We start from the raw sequence: 17,769 nt of genomic DNA, 5'->3' as shown, positions 1-17,769 counted from the left end.
CATCCTCCAGCCTTCCTCATGCTGAGGTGCGTAGCCCGCAGGGCGGAGCCGCGATGCACAGGGTGCGACATTGCTGCTTGCAGCCATCGCCTTCGGGAAACCCGGTCCATCAACTTTGATAGAGGGAGATCCAACTGAATGAAAATCAAATTCCTTGTTTGCGCTGTACCGCTGGCACTGTCTGGCTGCCAGACTCCGGCGCCGCAGTCCGTTGTAGATTCCCAGCGGCCGCCTTCCAGCGCGGTTCGACGCGAATACGTCGACGCTCTGCGGGGAACCATTAAACCGGGGAACTTCGTGAAGGCCGAGATTTCCAGCGTGGTTCTGCTTAATCCGGAAAAGCAGATATATGCTTATTGCACGCGCACGACGGAACGTGCCTACCCAAGCTGGTCTTATATCGGCCTGGGCTTGCAACACAACATGATACTGTACCTGAAAAAGAACGACTATCGCTGCCACGACGAACGGCTGCGTTACTATGATTTTCCCGAATTGCGGAACATGAAGTACTGAGGCAGAGGCGGGGTCTTCGCCAGCCTCGCCGGTTCCCTTTCGGACGCCATCAGAGATAAGCGATGTTTGTTTCCGGAGAATTAACTTGCTTGTAATCCGATGTGTTTGGCAATCACAGCGTGAGAAATCGCGGCTGCCATGTTGAGGATGGGGCGATGGTCAAGGTTTTGCCAGCACCTGTGCCCGCACCGGCTGCTCGATGCCCTTCAACGTAAGGACGCGTGTCTCTGAGCCGCCTGTAAGACCGGGTGCCTTCGCGGCCGTTTCGGCCGAGATCAGGATCTCGCCGGCGGCGGCCTGGGATTCCAGCCTTGCGGCCTGGTTGACGACGCCGCCGATCGCCGTGAAATCGCTGCGGAAGCTTGAAAATTCGCCGATCTGGACCTCGCCGGAATGGATGCCGACGCCGACGCCGAGAGTGCGGCCGGGCAATGCCTCGAGCACCAGACCGCTCAGCGCGGCGGCACAGTTTCGCTGGATCTCCTGCGCGGCCAAGATCGCGGCGTCGGCGTGATCCTTTCTGACGATCGGAAAATTGAAAATCGCCATCAGGCCGTCGCCCATCTGCTTGTTGACGATGCCATCATGCGCCCAGATCGCCTGCGCGCAGCGATCCTGAAACAGGCTGACAATCTCGCTCAGTTGCACCGCCTCGATGCGCTCCGAGAGATCCGTGAAACCCCTGATATCGGCAAACAGGATGGTGGCGCCGACAGTGATCTGGCGCTGCTTCTTGACATATTGGAAGGAGCGCTCGCAGATCGTGCAGATATCGGGGTTCATCTTGCTGCGGGTGATGCCGAAGGCGCGGAAGGGCAAGGCGAGCGGGCCGCCGATTGGAATCGGCATATGCATCTGATCCCAGCAGCCGCGACAGATCCTGGCGCTGCCGTGCCTGGTTGGCTCCGTGGAAGAGGCTGTCGTCATATCTCCAAGTCCATCGCCTAAGAGCCAAAAAACAAGCTTCCGACACTCTCCTGCTTTTGGCAACTCTCCCAATCATCGAAGACAACGATGGCTTGAAGTATTTCGTCCGGCGCCATCCTGATCAGGCACATCACCGCCAAATTGAATATCGTGCGGCCCTGGCGATAGCATCACGACGGAACCTACTGTAGGATATTGTTAACAATACATTCGCTCTCCAGGAAAGACCGGGGATGGAGCGCCGTCTTGCAGCAATCCTGATCGCTGATGTCGTCGGTTACAGTCGATTGAGCCAGATCGACGAAGAGGGCACCCGTGCGCGTTTTCAGGCGGACCAGAACGATGTCTTCGAGCCGGCGATTGCGCGTCACCATGGCCGGCTGGTCAAAACCATGGGCGATGGTCTGCTGGTCGAATTTCAGAGTGTCGTCGATGCCTTGCGCTGCGCGGTGGAGGTTCAGCAACTGAAAGCCACGCAGAGTGCCGCGGCGCTGCCTGAGCATCGGCTCGAGTTCCGGATCGGCATTAATCTCGGCGATATCATCGTCGAGGGCGAAGACATCCAGGGCGACGGCGTTAATATCGCCGATCGAATACAGGCGCTGGCCGAACCGGGCGGCATCGCCATATCAGGCACGACATACGACCAGGTGAAATCGAAAATCCCGGTCGGTTTCGCTTCGCTCGGCGAGCAACGGCTGAAGAGCATCACCGAACCGGTCCGGGTCTATCGCGTCCTGCTTGACCCCACCGCTGCCGGCAAAACCCTCCCAAGCCGGAGGCGCCCGCCGAGACGCCGGCTCTTGGCAGGCATCGCAGCGGCCGTTGTCCTTGCTCTTGCGGGCGCTGCACTCTGGTGGCAGCCGTGGATGGCGGCAAAACCGCCGGGGCCTGGTGAACGTTTCGCCTATCCGCTGCCGGACAGGCCCTCGGTCGCGGTTCTGCCTTTCATCAATGTCAGCGGCGACACCGAGCACGACCATCTCGCAGAGGGTCTGACGGACGACCTGATCACCGAGCTGTCCAAAGTGTCAGGTCTCTTCGTCATCGCCCGTCATTCGGTCTTCGCCATCCAGGACTCCGTCGGCAAGATTCAGGATGTGGCTGCCGAACTCGGCGTTCAGTACGTGCTCGAAGGGACATTGCAGCGGGCCGGGCCGCGGCTGCGGATCAATGTCAAACTGATCGACGCGGTCACCGGCCTGTCGCTCTGGGCCGAGCGCTACGATCGCCAGTATGCCGACCTATTTGCCGTTCAGGACGATGTGATCGGCAAGATCATCTCGGCTCTGTCGGTCAAGCTCAGCGCGCGCGAGCGCGATCAACTGGCCCGGATCCCGACCGAAAATCTCGAAGCCTACGATTATTACATGCGGGCCGAGCAGGAGGGCTTCATCTTCAGGGATGTCGACACCTATCGCCGGACCCTGTCTTTCTACCAGAAGGCGATCGACCTCGATCCGGGCTTTGCCAATGCCCATGCGGGAATCGCCCGCGTCGCCGTCGATGTCTGGCGCAACGACTATAATTATCTCTGGTCGGCTGCCGTCGCCCGCAAGATTGCCTATGACGCCGCCGGGCAGGCCCTCAAGCTTGATCCCAACAATGCCAGGGCGCACACGGTGCTTGCCCTGCTGCAATGGGTGGATGGACGCGAGACGGAGGCCAAAAATTCCGCCAACATGGCGGTTGCGATGGAGCCGAACGATGCGGAGGCCGCCGCCAACCTCGCTCTCATCCTGGTCCACACCGGAAGCAGCGGGCAGGCGGTTGCTGAGATGGAAAAGGCTTTGCGGCTCGACCCTTCGCCGGCGTCGAGCTTTCAACTGCTGGCAGGGATCGTTTTTTATACCGCGGGCGATGATCAGCGCGCGATCTCGCTGATAGAGCCGACGCTCGACAGCCTGCCGAAGGTCGAGCCGGCACGCGAATACCTGGCGGCCGCCTATGCCGACCAGGGCAATGAAACCAAGGCTGCAGCGGAGACGGCAAAGCTGCTGGAGCTCTTCCCGGAAAGCAATCTCACCTATTACGGCTATCTCTATGATTACTGGCGGGACGGCGATCTGCAGCGCCATCTGGCTGGATTGCGAAAGGCCGGCATTCCCGAATGGCCCTTCGGTTTTACAGGCAATCAAGCCGACAGGCTCGGCGAGGCAGAGCTGCGCAGTCTTGTCGATGGCAAGAGCTGGACCGGCAAGCACAAGAACGGCACGGATTTCACCCAATATTTCGACAAGGCTGGAAACACTGCCTATCGCAGCGCGAATACCAACATCACCGGTATCGTCGAGGTGCGGGGCGACAGTCTCTGCGAAAAATTCGACGGCTATTTCCTCGACCGGATTGTGTGCGGATATGTTTACCGCAACACGTCAGGCGAACAGCGCGACAGGCCATACGTCCATGTCACGCCGCGCGCCTTGACGTTTTTTTCACCCACACCCTGACGGGTCGGGCGTTGCTGCGTCATTTCGTATCCGGTTGCTGCCAGACGGTGTGCATCTTCTCCGAGATCAGCGTCTGCTGAACTTCGGACCAATGTTTCTTCGAGTCGGTCACCTTGGTCGGATTTTTCTCCATGCCTTCGGCCGCGCCGGGGTCATAGCTCAGGTACAGTTTGCCATCGATGATCCGCCAAGCTTTCGGATCGATATTGGTGGTCACCGTCCCGAACGACACGCCGTCGGCGCAATAGCCGCCATATTGCGGCGCATATCTGGATGGGTCGCCCTTGAAGAGATCGCGATTTCTCGCACTGGCGAAATACCAGGTCGCGCCAAGCCAGTGGTGGGAATAGGTCTCAGATCCTTCGACGGCTTGGTTTTCAGTAAAATAGGCGACCGGGTCATAACCCTTGATCGCGACATCGCCGAAATAGCCGGTATTGACGAGTTCCTCGGCCCCCGCAGGCTGAAGGAAGGAAAGCAGCATAACCGCAGCGCCAACAGCCACGCCCATTCGCTTTCCGGATCTTTGCGCATGGCCGCATTTTTGCACATGATAAGACATAACAAGCTCCGTTCCCGGACCCGGTCTGTTACTCCAGCGAAATGCTATTGCCGTTTGGTACATTCCTTGTAGAGCGGTTCGCCCACAAGCTCGGCTTTCTGGCAAACGGCACCGGCTTCCATGAGTAATTTGGCCGTATCCCAATGCGCCCGCCACCCGGCTTGAGTGAGAGGCGTGTACCCGTTTCTTTCCGTCGCTTCGACATCCGCATTCTTAGTCAACAGAAAAGCGACCACGTCAGTGCGGCCCTCTTCGGCGGCGCCGTGCAGCGGCGACATCTGATAGAAATTCTTCCTGTCGTTGACATCAGCTCCCTCGGTGACAAGCCGTTTCACCACCTCCAGATTTCCTGCATAGGCTGCCGCATGCAGCGCCGTCAGCCCGCCCTTGTTGCGAATTTCGATGTCGGCGCCGCGATCCAGCAAAAGAACGACGACATCGGCATGGCCGGCCAATGACGCGATAATCAGCGCCGGCTCGCCCGCCTCATCAAGCTCCGACAGATCGGAGCCCTGGTCCAGCAACTGTGTGACGCGGGCGATATCGCCATCCTTGGCCGCTTCGTGCAAAGGACCAGCCCACGATGGGATGACGCCAATGACAAACGCAGCAACAGTCGCGATAAAAACATTCACGGGCACGATCTCGGTTTGATCAGGGTTCGTATGCGCCGTTTTGTCGCGTTCTAGCACGTGTGCAATTCGCAAACAAGATTACGCTAATGGACGCGCTCCCCGCCAGTACCACTCATCCACCACGGCTGCGACCGGCGGTTCCTGGGAATACGGTCACACTTGTTACTCCCTCTGTTCGATTTCCGGTGCGAAACTATCTCAGACCAATGCGCGATGAGCCGGGCTTCCAAGCCCGGGAAATCGCCCTAATGAGGAGATGAAAGCCATGACTGCTTCAGCCGAGAATGGAAAAAGCGGACAAGCCATGCGCAAACCACCGGTCGTGTCGCCGCAGGCCTGGGAGGCGGCCCGCGAGCAGTTGCTCGTGAAGGAAAAGGCTGAGACCCGCGCCCGCGACGCGCTCGCCGCCGAGCGCCGGCGCATGCCGTGGATGGCTGTTGAAAAGGCCTATGCGTTCGAGGGTCCCCAGGGCAAAGTCAGCCTGCTCGACCTGTTCGAAGGTAGACGCCAACTCGTCCTCTACCGCGCCTTTTACGAGCCCGGCGTGTTCGGCTGGCCCGAGCATGCCTGCCGCGGCTGCTCGATGGTGGCCGATCAGGTCGCTCACGTCGCCCATCTTAACGCGCGCGACACGACGCTGGTCTTTGCCTCGCGCGCGCCGCAGGCCGATATTGCACGGCTGAAGGCGCGGATGGGCTGGACGATGCCGTGGGTGACGATCACCGACAGCTTCGACAAGGACTTCGGCGTCGACGAGTGGCACGGCACCAACGTGTTCTACCGCGACGGCGAGCGCATCTTCCGCACCTATTTCATCAACAACCGCGGCGACGAGCAGATGGGCGGCACCTGGAACTACCTCGACATCACACCGCTCGGCCGCCAGGAAGTTTGGGAGGATTCGCCCGCGGGCTATCCCCAGACCCCGACCTACAAGTGGTGGAACTGGCACGACAGCTATATGTCGGATGCCGAGCCCGACAAGAAATGGGTCGAGGTGTCAGATGCCGGCGAGGCGGCGTTTCGGGCCGAAAGCACCAAAGGCAAACCGTAGGGTCGGTCCCGGCCGTATCCTCCGCCCGTGGGATCAGGAGGATGCGGCGGTCGGCCAGAAAGTCTGGCGAACCGCAAATCTCCTTCCAAGGCGGCGCCGGTCGTCGACGATCGAGCCAACGATTGACGACTGTGCGACAGGGGCACCGTCTGAGAACGCGCTTGCGCCACGCAGTCGCCCCTTGCACCTTCTGCGCGCAAAATTTCACCGACATATCTCCTTACTGTCACGGAACCATGCTAGATTTTCTCCGATATTGAGGGGAGGCGGGCATGGATACGGATTTTCGTGTGACCGGCAGGAATGCGGCGGCGCTTTTTGCGCTGACCATCCATCGCGGCGACGGCATGGTGTTGCTCGGCATGGACTGGAAGAACGGCCGGCCGCCGGTCGATTTCGTCGGCTTCGCCATCCAGTATCGCGAGCCGGGCACGGACTTCTTCAAGGCCGTTCACAACCGCATCGGTTTTCCCGGCCAGCCGGTTCCCGAGGACGGCATTCGCACCACCGAGGCGCCGATCCAAAAATTCCGCTGGGTGCACTTTCCCTTCAATGCCGATCTGGCCGGCAAGTTCACTTATCGCATCACGCCAAAGTTCATGGACGCAGCAGGCGCGCTGACATCGGGCGAGGCGCAGGAGGCGGAACTGGCGCTGATGCGCGAAACCATTCCCGGCAAGCTCAACGTCGCCTTCACCCGTGGCTTCGTCTCGTCGCAGGCCTTCGTGCGCAATTTTGCCGCCGACGCGCCGACGATCATCACGCTGGTGCCACCGGATGGCGACCTGGGGCTGGACTTCGTGCCGACCCATGCCGATGCCGAGCGGGCGCTCGCCTGGATGGGCTTCGAGGCGCGTGCCGAAACCCTCGATCTGCTCGACAGGGCGCACGCTGCCGGCGCCGAAGTGCGGGTCATCGCCTATGACCTCAACCTGCCCGAGGTGGTCACCCGGCTGGAGGCGCTGGGGCCGAAGCTCAAGATCATCATCGACGACAGCGCCCGCACCAAGGGCCACGGCCGCCCGAATTCGCCGGAGACCAAGGCGGCGGAGCGGCTGATCGCCTCGGCGGGGGCTGCCAACGTCAAGCGCCAGCATATGGCCAACCTGCAGCATCAGAAATCGATCGCCGTCAGCGGCGACGGCATCTCGACCGTGCTCTACGGTTCGACCAATCTCAGCTGGCGCGGGCTTTATGTACAGTCGAACAACAGCCTCGCCGTCCACAGCGACAAGGCGATCGACGATTATTTCACCGCCTTCGAGAGTTATTTCACCGCCAAACGCGCCGACGATTTCCGCGACTCGCCAAGTTCCGCCGGCTGGATCGATCTCGGCCTTGACGGCGTCGACGCCAAGGTCGCTTTCTCTCCGCACAGCGACGCCAATGGCCGGCTGGACGAGATCGGCGCCGATATCGATACCGCGCGGTCCAGCGTGTTCTTCTCGCTTGCCTTTCTCGGCCAGATGACCAAGGGAGCGATCGGCCCGGCATTGGGGCGCGCCCTGGAGCGTCCCGATATGCATGTGATGGGCATTGCCGATGCCGAGGTGCGGGCGGGCAATCTGGGTCTCACTGTGCTCACTCCCGACAACCGTCGGCGGGTGGTGCGGTCGGCGGCGTTGACGGGCAACGTGCCGCCGCCCTTCGTGACCGAGCCTTCGGGCCTGTCAGGCGTCGACGGCAAACAGCGCGGCACGAGGATGCACCACAAGTTCGTCGTGCTCGACTTCGACAAGCCGACGGCGCGGGTCTATCTCGGCTCCTATAATTTCTCCGAACCCGCCGATGACGAGAACGGAGAGAACCTCGTCCTCGTCCGCGACCGGACGGTTGCGACCAGCTACATGATCGAGGCGCTCAGGATGTACGACCACTACGTCTTCCGCGTCGCCTCCGAAGCGAGCGACGGCCCGTCCCGTCCGCTGGAGCTCAAACGCCCGCCGCAGCCCGGCGGCACGCCCTGGTTCGAACGCGACTGGACCGACCCCATCCGCGCCCGGGACCGGGAGTTGTTTGCCCGGGCGGAGTAATGTCGCTAGTCACGATGGCCCTTGAATCTCAACCATTCCAAGCGGTGATTTCGAAAGGTGCAACAGTCGTTCGACGGACGGCTGCGGTGAGGGCCGTACGTCCCAAAGTCAAATTAGTACCTCGCCGATCGCCAACATATTCTTCTCAAGGTGGAAACATTCCGACGACGGTTGCGTTGTAGCCGCTGCCGGCAGTGCGCCTGACAGCCCGTCTATGAGGAGGCTTATTCATGAAGGTCATGATCGTTGAAGATGAGAATTTTATCGCTCTGGAGCTCGAACGCATTGCGCAAGAGGCCGGGCACCAGACCATCGGGCCGGTTTCGACAGTTGAGCAGGCTCTCGCCCACGCTCAAAGAAGCGATGTCGCGCTCGTCGATCTCAATCTCTCCGATGGGCTGAGCGGCGCCCAGCTCGCGCGCCGGCTGATCGACCGCCATGGAGTTGACGTCATCTTCGTGACCGGCAGTCCCGAAAATGTCGGTCACGGTATCGAAGGCGCGCTTGATGTCATCTCCAAGCCCTTCACCGATGAGAGGATCGCCAGCGCGCTCTCGCGGGCGGAGGTGCGACGTAAAAACTTCGACCGCAGCAAGGCTGCGTTCTGAACAGCATCAAGGCTGCGTGTTATAAGAAGGAAATCGACGTCGCTCAGGCCGCTGCGCCTGCCCGAGGAGAAGTCCGGATGAAATATGCGCTCATTGCCGTTCTCTTCGCTCTCTCGGGCTGCGCCAGCGCAGGGGATCCGCAGCCGCTTCCCGGCAGCCTCACCTATGGTGGAAAGGTTCTCCGTTCGCCCTATCGTCCGGGAACGGTGGTCAAGAATACCTTTCTTGGCGATTTCGCTTACCGTGTGTTCGAGACCTATGTCGTCCAGCCGGACGGGACGCTGAAGCTTACCTCTCAGAGCACCGGGCCGGATTTCCTCTGGCAGTGAGGGTTCCGCAATCCAGAGGGGGCAAGGAGCGCGCTTCGGGTGTTTGAGGCTGCTCGTCGACTTTGGCGTTTTGATTTCAGCGCAATCGAATGTTGCGCTGCAGTAAAGATCTCGTCTATACCGCAGGCATTCACCACGGACCCGGTGAGACCCCGGGTGGCTCTTCTGGCCGCCGATCCGCCAGACAACGCAAAACCTGCATGCCATCTCGTGACCGCTCGACAGAGTGGGTCCGGCCATGCTTTGCGAGAATCCATTCTATGCTGCTTTCCTCCATCCGTCGTGATTGGTCCGCCAATCCCATGCGCGAAATGCTTGCCGGAGCGGTGGCGACCTTCGCCCTGATCCCCGAAGTGATCGCCTTTTCCTTCGTGGCGGGGGTCGATCCCGAAGTTGGTCTGTTCGCCTCTTTCGTCATCAGCATCGTCATTGCGTTTACCGGCGGACGCCCGGCGATGATTTCAGCGGCGGCCGGATCAGTGGCGCTGGTCGCGGCACCGCTGGTGCATACCCATGGCTTGCCCTATCTCTTTGCCGCCGGGCTGCTGGCGGGGCTGATGCAGATCGTGTTCGGCCTGCTGCGGCTTGGCGTGCTGATGCGTTTCGTGTCGAAATCCGTTCGCACCGGTTTCGTGAATGCACTGGCCATCCTGATCTTTGCCGCGCAGATGCCGCACGTCATTGGGGCCGGCTGGATGGAATATGCTGTGCTGATTGCAGGGCTCGTCATCATTTATGTAACGCCCCGCGTTACGACGGCGATCCCGTCGCCGCTGATCTGCATCCTGATCCTGACCGTCGCCTCGATTGCGCTCGGGCTTCCGGTTCTCACCGTCGCCGATCTCGGCAAGCTGCCGGATTCGCTGCCTGTCTTCGGCTGGCCGGCCGTGCCGCTGACGCTGGAAACGCTTCGGATCATTGCAGCACCTGCACTTGCCATTGCGATGGTCGGGCTGCTGGAATCGATGATGACGGCGAGCGTCGTCGACGATCTCACCGATACGCCGAGCTCGAAGAACCGCGAATGCACCGGTCTCGGCCTCGCCAACGCGGCTGCCAGCCTGTTCGGCGGCATCGCCGGCTGCGGCATGATCGGCCAGACGGTGAGCAACGTGAAATATGGCGGGCGCGGCCGGCTCTCCACCCTGTTTGCCGGCGCGTTTTTGTTGATCCTGATGGTGCTCCTGAAGCCGTGGGTGTCTGAGGTTCCAGTCGCTGCGCTGGTGGCGATCATGGTCATGGTGTCGATCGATACGTTCGACTGGTCGTCGCTGAGAGCGGTTATCGTCCATCCCCGGATGTCGAGCGCCGTCATGGTGGCAACCGTCCTCGTCACCGTCTTCACCGCCAATCTGGCGCTCGGGGTGACGGTCGGCGTGCTGCTCAGCGGCGTGTTCTTCACCTTCAAGGTCGCCCGCCTGCTGCGCGTCGACGTGGCGCCCGACCAAGCCGCCGGGCGGCTGACCTATCGCGTGTCTGGCCAGGTGTTCTTTGCCTCCGCCGACGTCTTCGTCGAAGCCTTCGATGTTCAAGATGCGGTCGGCAAGTCGGTGTTGGTCGACGTGTCCGAAGCGCATTTCTGGGACATCACCGCCGTTGCCGCACTCGACAAGGTCGTGCATCGGTTCGAAGCGCACGGCATTGTCGTGAAGGTCGCAGGCCTCAACCAGGCGAGCGCGACCTTGATCGGAAGCCTCGACAGCAAGGTGGTGCTGAAGGAAATGTGACGGCGAGGGCGGGAGGAATCATCCTAGCGCGAGATGATCACGTAATCGTCGTTGCTGCCGGCTATCGCGTTCAGCCGTCTGACGGCCAGTCGATGAATGCCTTGACCAAAGGCGGCAGGTGCCGGCTGCTGGGATAGACGACATGCAGGCCGCCGGCTGGCGGCGTGTAGCCGTCGAGAACGCGGCGCAGCCGCCCGTCCTTGATGCAGACGTCGGCGACACCGTGCGGCAATTGCGCAATGCCGTAGCCGGCGATCGCGGCGGCCATCACCGCCTGCATCTCGTTGGCGGCGAAGCGGCCCGAGACCGTGACCGTTTCCTGGCCGTGCGGGCCTTCGAGCAGCCATTGCGCATCGGCGGATTGACCGGCGATGACACAGTCGTGGCGGGCGAGATCGGCGGGCACATCGGGCGCGCCGTAACGGGCGAGATAATCCGGACTTGCACAGAGAAGGCGGTGCGTCGAGCCGAGCTTGCGGGCGATCAGGGCCGCCGGATGAGTTCGCCGTTGCGATGTCGCCGCTTGGTGATATTTGGTGAAGGCCGATCGAACGGCGTTTGCGTAGTTCGTACGAGAGGCGTTAGAGGGCAAGTCGGAATGATCCTTCGAGGCTTCTGTCGGCGAGGCGCCTACTTCTCATCCTTCATTCCTGTGCTTGTCACAGGCATCCAGCCACGGCGCGTCCGCGCCGTGAATGACTCTCATCGAGGAACGGAAGTCTCCCGCGCCCAAGGACTTGGGCGCTCTGGATTCCTGTGACGGGCACAGGAATGAGGGAGGCTGGGGTTGACGCTCTTGCAAAGCCCACTGCCGGAGAGCTGGGATGATCCTAGTACCTTGGGACAAGGCTAGAGAGGGCGGGTGATCCTTCGAGCCTTCGCCCCGTAGGCTGCGCCCCTGAGGATAAATGATGTTGGAGGAGGCCGGGCTCTCTGCGGCTGGGGCCAGAGCTGCGCCCCAGGGCATCTCGACTTGCCCGTCTGACCGCCGCCGCCTGGGAGAAGTCCGCTTGCACAGTCGCCGGCGAAGCCTAGTATTCAACCGAAGACCTGTGTCCTTGAAGGGGGAAACTTCAATGCCGTCGAGTTTCAATGTCGAAAGTGCAGATGGTTACGAACGGCTGATGGGGCGCTGGAGCAGGAAGCTGGCGCCGATGCTGGTCGATTTCGCCGGTCTCGCGAATGGTGATCGCGTGCTTGATGTCGGCTGCGGCACCGGCAGCCTCGCATTCACGCTGGCGGAAACGCCGGGTCTGCAGGAGATCGTCGCCGTCGACTATTCGCCGGTTTTCGTCGAGGCGGCAACGCGACGCAACACCGATCCGCGCATATCCATTCAGCAGGCCGATGCCTGCGCGCTTCCCTTCGAGGATAACCGCTTCGACCGGGCGATGTCGCTGCTCGTGCTGCATTTCGTGCCGGAGGCGGGAAAGGCGGTGTCCGAGATGCGCCGTGTCGTGCGCCCGGGTGGCGTGGTCGCGGCCGCCGTCTGGGACCATTATGGCGGCATGTCCGGCATGCGGATGATGTGGGATACGGTGGCGATGCTCGACGAGAACGCGCTGGCGATGCGCCGCAGATATTGTTTCCAGCCGATGACGCGGCCGGGGGAAATGAAGGAGAGCTTCATCGCGCAGGGCCTAGCCGATGTCGAGGAGACCTCGCTGTTGATCCGGATGGAATATCTTTCCTTCGAGGATTACTGGGATCCGATCGCCGCCGGCGAGGGACCACTCGGTAAATATGTTGCCGGTCTGGACCCGGCGAAGCGAAAGGCGGTCGATGCCGCCGTCAGGGCCGCTTACGAGGCTGGCGAGCCGAATGGGCCGCGGTCGTTCGCGTCGGTGGCGTGGGCGTGCCGGGGCAGGGTGCCGGGCCAGAGCTAGGCATAGCGTTTTCGCATGGCGGCAACATCCAAGAGAGCCTCATCCCGAGGCGCCCCGTAGGGGCCTCGAAGGACGAGGCGGGTGCTTCGACGTCAAATGGACGCAAGGAGCAGCGTTGCAGCGTGTCCTTCGAGGCTTCGCCCTACGGGCTCCGCGCCTCAGGATAAGGGATGTTGGAGGGTGCCGCGCCCAAGGGCAGGGCGCTGACGGTCGTATGCCTGCGACAAGGAGCCGCGTGGGACGCCGCCCGATCACGGCAATCGTGATGGAACACGGGCAGCATTGCTGACGTTATGGCCCGCTGTCTCCGACTGCAACCGCTGCCGCAACAGCATCACCCGCCCGTTTCGGGCACCCCTTCCGACGGCATCCGGAATTGCCCGCCTCGCCGCCGCTTTCGGACGGAGGAATATCAGATGTCCGCTTTGGAAAGCCTGCGCCGGCTGACGCCGCAGCAGCGCAACACCGTCATCGCCAGCTATCTCGGCTGGACGCTCGACGCCTTCGATTTCTTCATTCTCGTCTTCGTTCTCAAATATATCGCGGAGGAATTCCACACCGACGTTCCCGCCGTCTCGGTGGCGATCTTCCTGACGCTTGCCATGCGGGCGCTCGGCGCGCTGATCTTCGGGCTGGCGGCCGACCGTTACGGGCGGCGCATCACGCTGATGGCCGACGTGCTGCTCTATTCGCTGTTCGAATTCCTGACCGGCTTCTCCACCGGGCTCACGATGTTTCTCGTGCTCAGGGCGCTCTACGGTATCGCCATGGGCGGTGAATGGGGCGTCGGCGCCTCGCTTGTTATGGAGACGGTGCCGGAGGAAAGCCGCGGCATCGTTTCCGGCATCCTGCAGGCCGGCTATCCCTCGGGCTATCTCATCGCCTCGATCGTGTTCTTCCTGCTCTTCCCGGTCATCGGCTGGCGTGGCATGTTTTTTGTCGGCGCGGTGCCGGCGCTGCTGGTGCTGTATATCCGCCGCAATGTCGAGGAGAGCCCGGCCTTCCTGAAACGGCAAGCCGAGGGGCGCCGGCCGTTCCTGACGGTCCTGCGCGAAAACATTCCGCTGTTTATCTGGGCGGTGTTCCTGATGACGGCGTTCAACTTCTTCAGCCACGGCACGCAGGATATCTACCCGACTTTCCTCGAAACCCAGCGCAACTATTCGAGCTATACGGTTGGGGCTGTCGCCATCGTCTACAATATCGGGGCGATCTGTGGCGGGCTGTTCTTTGGGGCGCTGTCGCAGCGGATCGGCCGGAAGAAGGCCATCGTCATCGCAGCACTGATCGCGGTACCCGTCGCGCCGCTCTGGGCCTATGCGCCGGGGCCGGTGCTGCTTGCCATCGGCGCCTTCCTGATGCAGTTCTTCGTCCAGGGCGCCTGGGGCATCGTGCCGGTGCATCTGAACGAGCTGTCGCCGGACGAGGTGCGCGGCACCTTCCCCGGTTTTGCCTACCAGCTCGGCAATCTGCTGGCGTCAGGCAATGCGACGCTGCAGGCCGGGTTGGCCGCCCGCTGGGACGGCGACTATGCCTATGCGCTCCTGATCGTCGCGGCCGTGGTGGCGCTCATCGTCGCGGCCCTTGCCGGCTTCGGCTACGAGAAGAAGGATATCCGCTTCGGCACGGAGGAGGCCGAGGAACCGCATGGCGCGATGCGAATCTAGCGCTGCCTGCGGTTTAAGAGGCCGGCGGCATTTGTCGCCGGCCTTTACTTGTGCCCTGTCGCCCAGGCTACAGAGCCTTTCAACTCTTCACCACTTTGCAGGCGCAGATGCGATCGTAAAAGGTCTGTCCTCGCCAGAAGATGAGGGGCAAGAACCACCAAATCAGGGCAGCGATACCCAGGACGATGTCGAACATTGCGGCACCGCTGTCCAAAAGTGTGTATCCGTCGCGGGACATGCGGAGCAACGCGTCGAAGTCTTCCGTGGGAAAGATCGGAAACAGCGAAAACGCGAAATCGGCAGCGATGAAAAGCAGATACGGGCTGAATTTCAGGATCTCTCGTCTAAACTCGGTGCCAAGGCCGGGGTTTTTACCATCGACGGATTGGACTCTCAGGCCCAGCAGCTTTTTTCCGATCGTGCGGCGGCCATTTGCGGAAAAATACGCAAAAGCCAACGCAAGAAGTGCAATGTTGACGATGCCGGAGATCACGATGGGGTATACGGACACGGTTCCGATCACCGGCTTGCCGTCCGCGTCGACAGGGATGGTCAGCCACCGGGCCGATGTCCAGTTGTCTCTTTGATTGGAGACGCCCGTCTGCAGGTATCTTTGCTTTTCCGAACCGATTTGGCTGACTTCGCAGATCTGTCTAATGCGAACTTCCCCCGGTTTCAACGGCCATCCGGCGTCAATTCGCTTTGCAAGCTGATCCGACACCTCCACGCCGCACTGTGTGTAACTCCAGCCGGCAAAACGGAAGTCCAGAGGAATAACTGTTGAAATGCAGTAAACGGCTATGAGAATGACAGCCTGAAAGAAGATGATGTCGACGATACAGGCCACGGCGCGTCGCCAGAAGTGGCGGGAAGGCAAAGTAGCGTATTGCGGTATCTGCGGTGTCGTGTCCATGTCGCCCCCTAGGTATCCGCGCAACCTAGTCCCGCAGGTTGATTCGTTTCAACATTAAGTGGAAAAATGCGCGGCATTTGTCACAGAAGCGTCGCGCTCCCGCGAGTCCGGTTCCGATGCAATCTCTGTGCTGGGAAGGCGAACCGCCGCGCGAGCTGCCTGGTATCCGCATCGTCTCAGTGGCGTAAGGTCGCAACCGTTCCCGGGACTTGCCGTCGAATGGCGGCGTGCTAGTTAAGGCCCGCCGGCATCTCGCCGGATACACCGTTCCCTCCAAAGCCCGAGTGACTCCATGCCATTTTCTCCCGCCGCCCTCTGGCCCGTCGTCATGCTGTTTGCCTCCAACATCTTCATGACCTTTGCCTGGTACGGGCATCTCAAGCACAAGAGCAGCGCGATCTTCCTCGCCATTCTGGTCAGTTGGGGTATCGCCTTCTTCGAATATTGCCTGGCGGTGCCGGCCAACCGTATCGGTTCGGCGGTCTATACGACGGCGCAGCTGAAGACGATGCAGGAGGTGATCACGCTGATCGTCTTTGCCGGCTTCTCGATCTTCTGGCTCGGCGAGAACCTGACCTGGAACCATGCGATTGGCTTCGCCCTGATCGCAATCGGGGCATCCTTCATCTTCCGTGCATAAACTTTAGCCTTTTCAATAGATTACAAATCGTCCATGTCTAGATATCGCCACATTTCCTACAGATTGGCGTCGCAATCGGCTGGCAGCCTGTCAGCTCAAGCATTTCCGAGTCACGGAAATGCTCTGACGTTTGTTTGACGCATTTCCGGACGCAAAACCGCGACGCACTTTTGCTGGAATTGCTTTAGCGGTGATCATGAGGTGAACGGCCATGAGCCTGTCTTTCCCGACCATGGCGGCGATCCGGTTCGGCTATGGTTTCCGGCCGGGCGAGGCGCCGCCGAGCAGCAAGGACGATCTCATCGGCCAGCTGCGCATGGGGGCGGCGGCAACGCCGGACTTTCCCCTTGGCGGCCCCGACATGCGCCACCAGGCAATTCTCAGCCTGCAGGAGCAGTTGCAGCAGATCCGGCAGGACGCCAAGACGGTGACCGACGATACGACGCAGCGCGAGATGCGCAAGGGCGTGCAGCAGCAAGTGCAGCAGCAGTTCCAGCACGATGCGAACCTGCGGCTGATGCAGGCGGTGCTGTCGCCGTACGGCTTCTACGAGCGGCTTTCCACCTTCTGGACCGATCACTTCTCCACCAGCGCCAATAAGAGCCTGCCGATGCGCCTCATCGTGCCGCTCTACGAGGCCGAGGCGATCCGGCCGTTCATATCAGGCACGTTCGGCGATCTCTTGCGCAATGCCACCGCCCATCCGGCCATGCTGATCTATCTCGACCAGGCGGATTCGCTCGGGCCGGATTCGGCCGGCGGCATCAAGCGCAACAAGGGGCTCAATGAAAATCTCGGCCGCGAACTGCTGGAACTGCACACGCTCGGCGCCGGCAGCGGCTATAGTCAAGCGGACGTCACGGCGGCAGCCATGGTGCTGACGGGGCTCACCATCGACCGCAAGGAGATGGACATCGCGTTCCGGCCGAATATTTCGGAGCCCGGGACACATGAGGTGCTCGGCGTCAGTTATGGCGGGCGCAGGCGCTCGCGCGACGATTATCTCGACATGCTCGACGATCTCGCCCTCCATCCGAAGACGGCGGCGCATATCAGCCGCAAGCTGGCGGTGCATTTCATCGCCGACCAGCCCGATGAGGGGATGGTGTCCGAAATGGCCGAAGCCTGGAAGAAAACGGATGGCGACCTGACCGCCGTCTACACCGCCATGCTCGACCATCCCGCCGCCTGGCGCGACGAGGGCGCCAAGGCGCGCCAGCCTTTCGACTATGTCGTCACCGGCCTGAGGGCGTTGAATGCGGGACCGGTCAACGGCGTTGTCGGCAGTTTCCTGGCGGCCAACCAGCAGGGCACGGACGAGGGCGACATGGCGGCGAATACGCCTGGCATGGCTGGATCGCCGGTGACGACCGATCCCGCCGGCGAGGCAAGGGAGAAGCGCCTCAAAGCCTTCCAGACGGCGCGGGCGCTGGGGCAGGGGGCACTCAGGCGCATGGGCCAGCCGACCTGGCTGCCGCCGAGTCCGGCCGGTTTCGAGGAAGGCTTCTCCGCCTGGATCACCGGCAGCCAGCTCGCCGAGCGGCTGGCCTGGGCAAGGCGGGCCGCAGCCCAGTTCGGCCGGGATGAGGATCCGCGCGAATTCCTGAAGTCGACGCTTGCCGATGCCGCCCGAGACGAGACGATCCGCGTGGTGTCGCAGGCGCCGAACAAGATCAGCGGGTTGACGCTGGTGCTGGCATCGCCCGAATTCAATCGCCGCTGAGCAGACTTTCGTTGGCAAGCCAACGCTTCGTCTGCTTAGCTCCTTTGTTTTGTCGCAGGTTCTGGCTGGAAAACCGTCGGACACTTTTCCGGAACCTGC

Annotated in this window: 15 protein-coding genes, 1 pseudogene and 1 other annotated feature; of the genes and pseudogenes, 11 read left to right on the top strand and 5 right to left on the bottom strand. The window is 61.5% G+C overall.

All coding sequences use genetic code 11. The features are described 5' to 3' along the window. Nucleotides 1–138 precede the first annotated feature (138 nt). Nucleotides 139–516: a hypothetical protein gene (locus RLCC275e_RS12585; protein ID WP_033182149.1), complete on the top strand. Its 378-nt coding sequence runs from the start codon at nucleotides 139–141 to the stop codon at nucleotides 514–516. 159 nt (nucleotides 517–675) lie between these two features. Here RLCC275e_RS12585 and RLCC275e_RS12580 read toward each other — a convergent pair whose 3' ends face one another. Continuing rightward, nucleotides 676–1,443 (bottom strand): adenylate/guanylate cyclase domain-containing protein, encoded by a 768-nt coding sequence (locus RLCC275e_RS12580; RefSeq protein WP_033182150.1) that lies wholly within the window; start codon nucleotides 1,441–1,443, stop codon nucleotides 676–678. Nucleotides 1,444–1,676: 233 nt separating this feature from the next. Here RLCC275e_RS12580 and RLCC275e_RS12575 point away from each other — a divergent pair, with 233 nt between their 5' ends. Continuing rightward, complete coding sequence (locus tag RLCC275e_RS12575) at nucleotides 1,677–3,893, top strand: adenylate/guanylate cyclase domain-containing protein (RefSeq protein ID WP_033182151.1); 2,217 nt, start codon at nucleotides 1,677–1,679, stop codon at nucleotides 3,891–3,893. Nucleotides 3,894–3,912: 19 nt separating this feature from the next. Here the strand turns inward: RLCC275e_RS12575 and RLCC275e_RS12570 are convergent, their stop codons facing one another. Then, nucleotides 3,913–4,404, bottom strand: a complete 492-nt coding sequence (locus RLCC275e_RS12570; RefSeq protein WP_033182152.1) for a YHS domain-containing (seleno)protein — start codon at nucleotides 4,402–4,404, stop codon at nucleotides 3,913–3,915. 95 nt (nucleotides 4,405–4,499) lie between these two features. Then, a complete protein-coding gene (locus RLCC275e_RS12565) occupies nucleotides 4,500–5,147 on the bottom strand; it encodes an ankyrin repeat domain-containing protein (protein ID WP_033182153.1) in 648 nt (215 codons plus the stop codon). 208 nt (nucleotides 5,148–5,355) lie between these two features. Here RLCC275e_RS12565 and RLCC275e_RS12560 point away from each other — a divergent pair, with 208 nt between their 5' ends. From RLCC275e_RS12560 to RLCC275e_RS12540, 5 genes are all read left to right on the top strand, one after another. Beyond that, complete coding sequence (locus RLCC275e_RS12560; protein ID WP_033182434.1) at nucleotides 5,356–6,144, top strand: DUF899 domain-containing protein; 789 nt, start codon at nucleotides 5,356–5,358, stop codon at nucleotides 6,142–6,144. A 272-nt stretch (nucleotides 6,145–6,416) separates the two neighbouring features. Then, entirely contained in the window at nucleotides 6,417–8,177 is a 1,761-nt protein-coding gene (locus tag RLCC275e_RS12555) for a phospholipase D-like domain-containing protein (protein ID WP_033182154.1), read from the top strand. A gap of 230 nt (nucleotides 8,178–8,407) precedes the next feature. Then, nucleotides 8,408–8,785 (top strand): response regulator, encoded by a 378-nt coding sequence (locus RLCC275e_RS12550; protein ID WP_033182155.1) that lies wholly within the window; start codon nucleotides 8,408–8,410, stop codon nucleotides 8,783–8,785. Between the two features lie 77 nt (nucleotides 8,786–8,862). Then, nucleotides 8,863–9,114, top strand: a complete 252-nt coding sequence (locus tag RLCC275e_RS12545) for a hypothetical protein (protein ID WP_033182156.1) — start codon at nucleotides 8,863–8,865, stop codon at nucleotides 9,112–9,114. Between the two features lie 134 nt (nucleotides 9,115–9,248). Further along, nucleotides 9,249–9,304 (top strand) — a sequence feature (sul1 is cis-regulatory element that is thought to sense ions involved in sulfur or methionine metabolism; They are found in Alphaproteobacteria). A 70-nt stretch (nucleotides 9,305–9,374) separates the two neighbouring features. Then, on the top strand, nucleotides 9,375–10,841 hold the full coding sequence (locus RLCC275e_RS12540; protein WP_033182157.1) for a SulP family inorganic anion transporter: 1,467 nt from the start codon (nucleotides 9,375–9,377) through the stop codon (nucleotides 10,839–10,841). A gap of 23 nt (nucleotides 10,842–10,864) precedes the next feature. On the opposite strand, the pseudogene RLCC275e_RS12535 reads toward RLCC275e_RS12540, so the two are convergent. After that, nucleotides 10,865–11,334: pseudogene (locus RLCC275e_RS12535) on the bottom strand (substrate binding domain-containing protein); the annotation flags it as partial. Nucleotides 11,335–11,917: 583 nt separating this feature from the next. Between RLCC275e_RS12535 and RLCC275e_RS12530 the strand changes: the two are divergent. Then, on the top strand, nucleotides 11,918–12,727 hold the full coding sequence (locus RLCC275e_RS12530; RefSeq protein ID WP_033182158.1) for a class I SAM-dependent methyltransferase: 810 nt from the start codon (nucleotides 11,918–11,920) through the stop codon (nucleotides 12,725–12,727). Between the two features lie 416 nt (nucleotides 12,728–13,143). Further along, on the top strand, nucleotides 13,144–14,394 hold the full coding sequence (locus tag RLCC275e_RS12525) for an MFS transporter (protein ID WP_033182159.1): 1,251 nt from the start codon (nucleotides 13,144–13,146) through the stop codon (nucleotides 14,392–14,394). Between the two features lie 79 nt (nucleotides 14,395–14,473). Here RLCC275e_RS12525 and RLCC275e_RS12520 read toward each other — a convergent pair whose 3' ends face one another. Further along, on the bottom strand, nucleotides 14,474–15,307 hold the full coding sequence (locus tag RLCC275e_RS12520) for an RDD family protein (protein WP_033182160.1): 834 nt from the start codon (nucleotides 15,305–15,307) through the stop codon (nucleotides 14,474–14,476). A gap of 292 nt (nucleotides 15,308–15,599) precedes the next feature. Here RLCC275e_RS12520 and RLCC275e_RS12515 point away from each other — a divergent pair, with 292 nt between their 5' ends. Beyond that, complete coding sequence (locus tag RLCC275e_RS12515) at nucleotides 15,600–15,947, top strand: DMT family protein (RefSeq protein ID WP_033182161.1); 348 nt, start codon at nucleotides 15,600–15,602, stop codon at nucleotides 15,945–15,947. 211 nt (nucleotides 15,948–16,158) lie between these two features. Then, nucleotides 16,159–17,670: a DUF1800 domain-containing protein gene (locus tag RLCC275e_RS12510; RefSeq protein WP_033182162.1), complete on the top strand. Its 1,512-nt coding sequence runs from the start codon at nucleotides 16,159–16,161 to the stop codon at nucleotides 17,668–17,670. The last annotated feature ends 99 nt before the right edge of the window (nucleotides 17,671–17,769 follow it).

It is taken from the genome of Rhizobium brockwellii, from assembly GCF_000769405.2.
Classification (GTDB): domain Bacteria; phylum Pseudomonadota; class Alphaproteobacteria; order Rhizobiales; family Rhizobiaceae; genus Rhizobium; species Rhizobium brockwellii.
The sequence above is the reverse complement of the archived record's forward strand: the minus strand, read 5'-3'. Positions and strand labels throughout refer to the sequence as shown.

Excerpts from the sequence above, each read along its gene's own strand:
- RLCC275e_RS12550 (WP_033182155.1), top strand. The coding sequence starts at position 8,408 with ATGAAGGTCATGATCGTTGAAGATGAGAATTTTATCGCTCTGGAGCTC.
- RLCC275e_RS12570 (WP_033182152.1), bottom strand. The coding sequence starts at position 4,404 with ATGGGCGTGGCTGTTGGCGCTGCGGTTATGCTGCTTTCCTTCCTTCAG.
- RLCC275e_RS12540 (WP_033182157.1), top strand. The coding sequence starts at position 9,375 with ATGCTGCTTTCCTCCATCCGTCGTGATTGGTCCGCCAATCCCATGCGC.
- RLCC275e_RS12520 (WP_033182160.1), bottom strand. The coding sequence starts at position 15,307 with ATGGACACGACACCGCAGATACCGCAATACGCTACTTTGCCTTCCCGC.
- RLCC275e_RS12560 (WP_033182434.1), top strand. The coding sequence starts at position 5,356 with ATGACTGCTTCAGCCGAGAATGGAAAAAGCGGACAAGCCATGCGCAAA.
- RLCC275e_RS12555 (WP_033182154.1), top strand. The coding sequence starts at position 6,417 with ATGGATACGGATTTTCGTGTGACCGGCAGGAATGCGGCGGCGCTTTTT.
- RLCC275e_RS12545 (WP_033182156.1), top strand. The coding sequence starts at position 8,863 with ATGAAATATGCGCTCATTGCCGTTCTCTTCGCTCTCTCGGGCTGCGCC.
- RLCC275e_RS12585 (WP_033182149.1), top strand. The coding sequence starts at position 139 with ATGAAAATCAAATTCCTTGTTTGCGCTGTACCGCTGGCACTGTCTGGC.
- RLCC275e_RS12510 (WP_033182162.1), top strand. The coding sequence starts at position 16,159 with ATGAGCCTGTCTTTCCCGACCATGGCGGCGATCCGGTTCGGCTATGGT.
- RLCC275e_RS12580 (WP_033182150.1), bottom strand. The coding sequence starts at position 1,443 with ATGACGACAGCCTCTTCCACGGAGCCAACCAGGCACGGCAGCGCCAGG.
- RLCC275e_RS12515 (WP_033182161.1), top strand. The coding sequence starts at position 15,600 with ATGCCATTTTCTCCCGCCGCCCTCTGGCCCGTCGTCATGCTGTTTGCC.
- RLCC275e_RS12530 (WP_033182158.1), top strand. The coding sequence starts at position 11,918 with ATGCCGTCGAGTTTCAATGTCGAAAGTGCAGATGGTTACGAACGGCTG.
- RLCC275e_RS12525 (WP_033182159.1), top strand. The coding sequence starts at position 13,144 with ATGTCCGCTTTGGAAAGCCTGCGCCGGCTGACGCCGCAGCAGCGCAAC.
- RLCC275e_RS12575 (WP_033182151.1), top strand. The coding sequence starts at position 1,677 with ATGGAGCGCCGTCTTGCAGCAATCCTGATCGCTGATGTCGTCGGTTAC.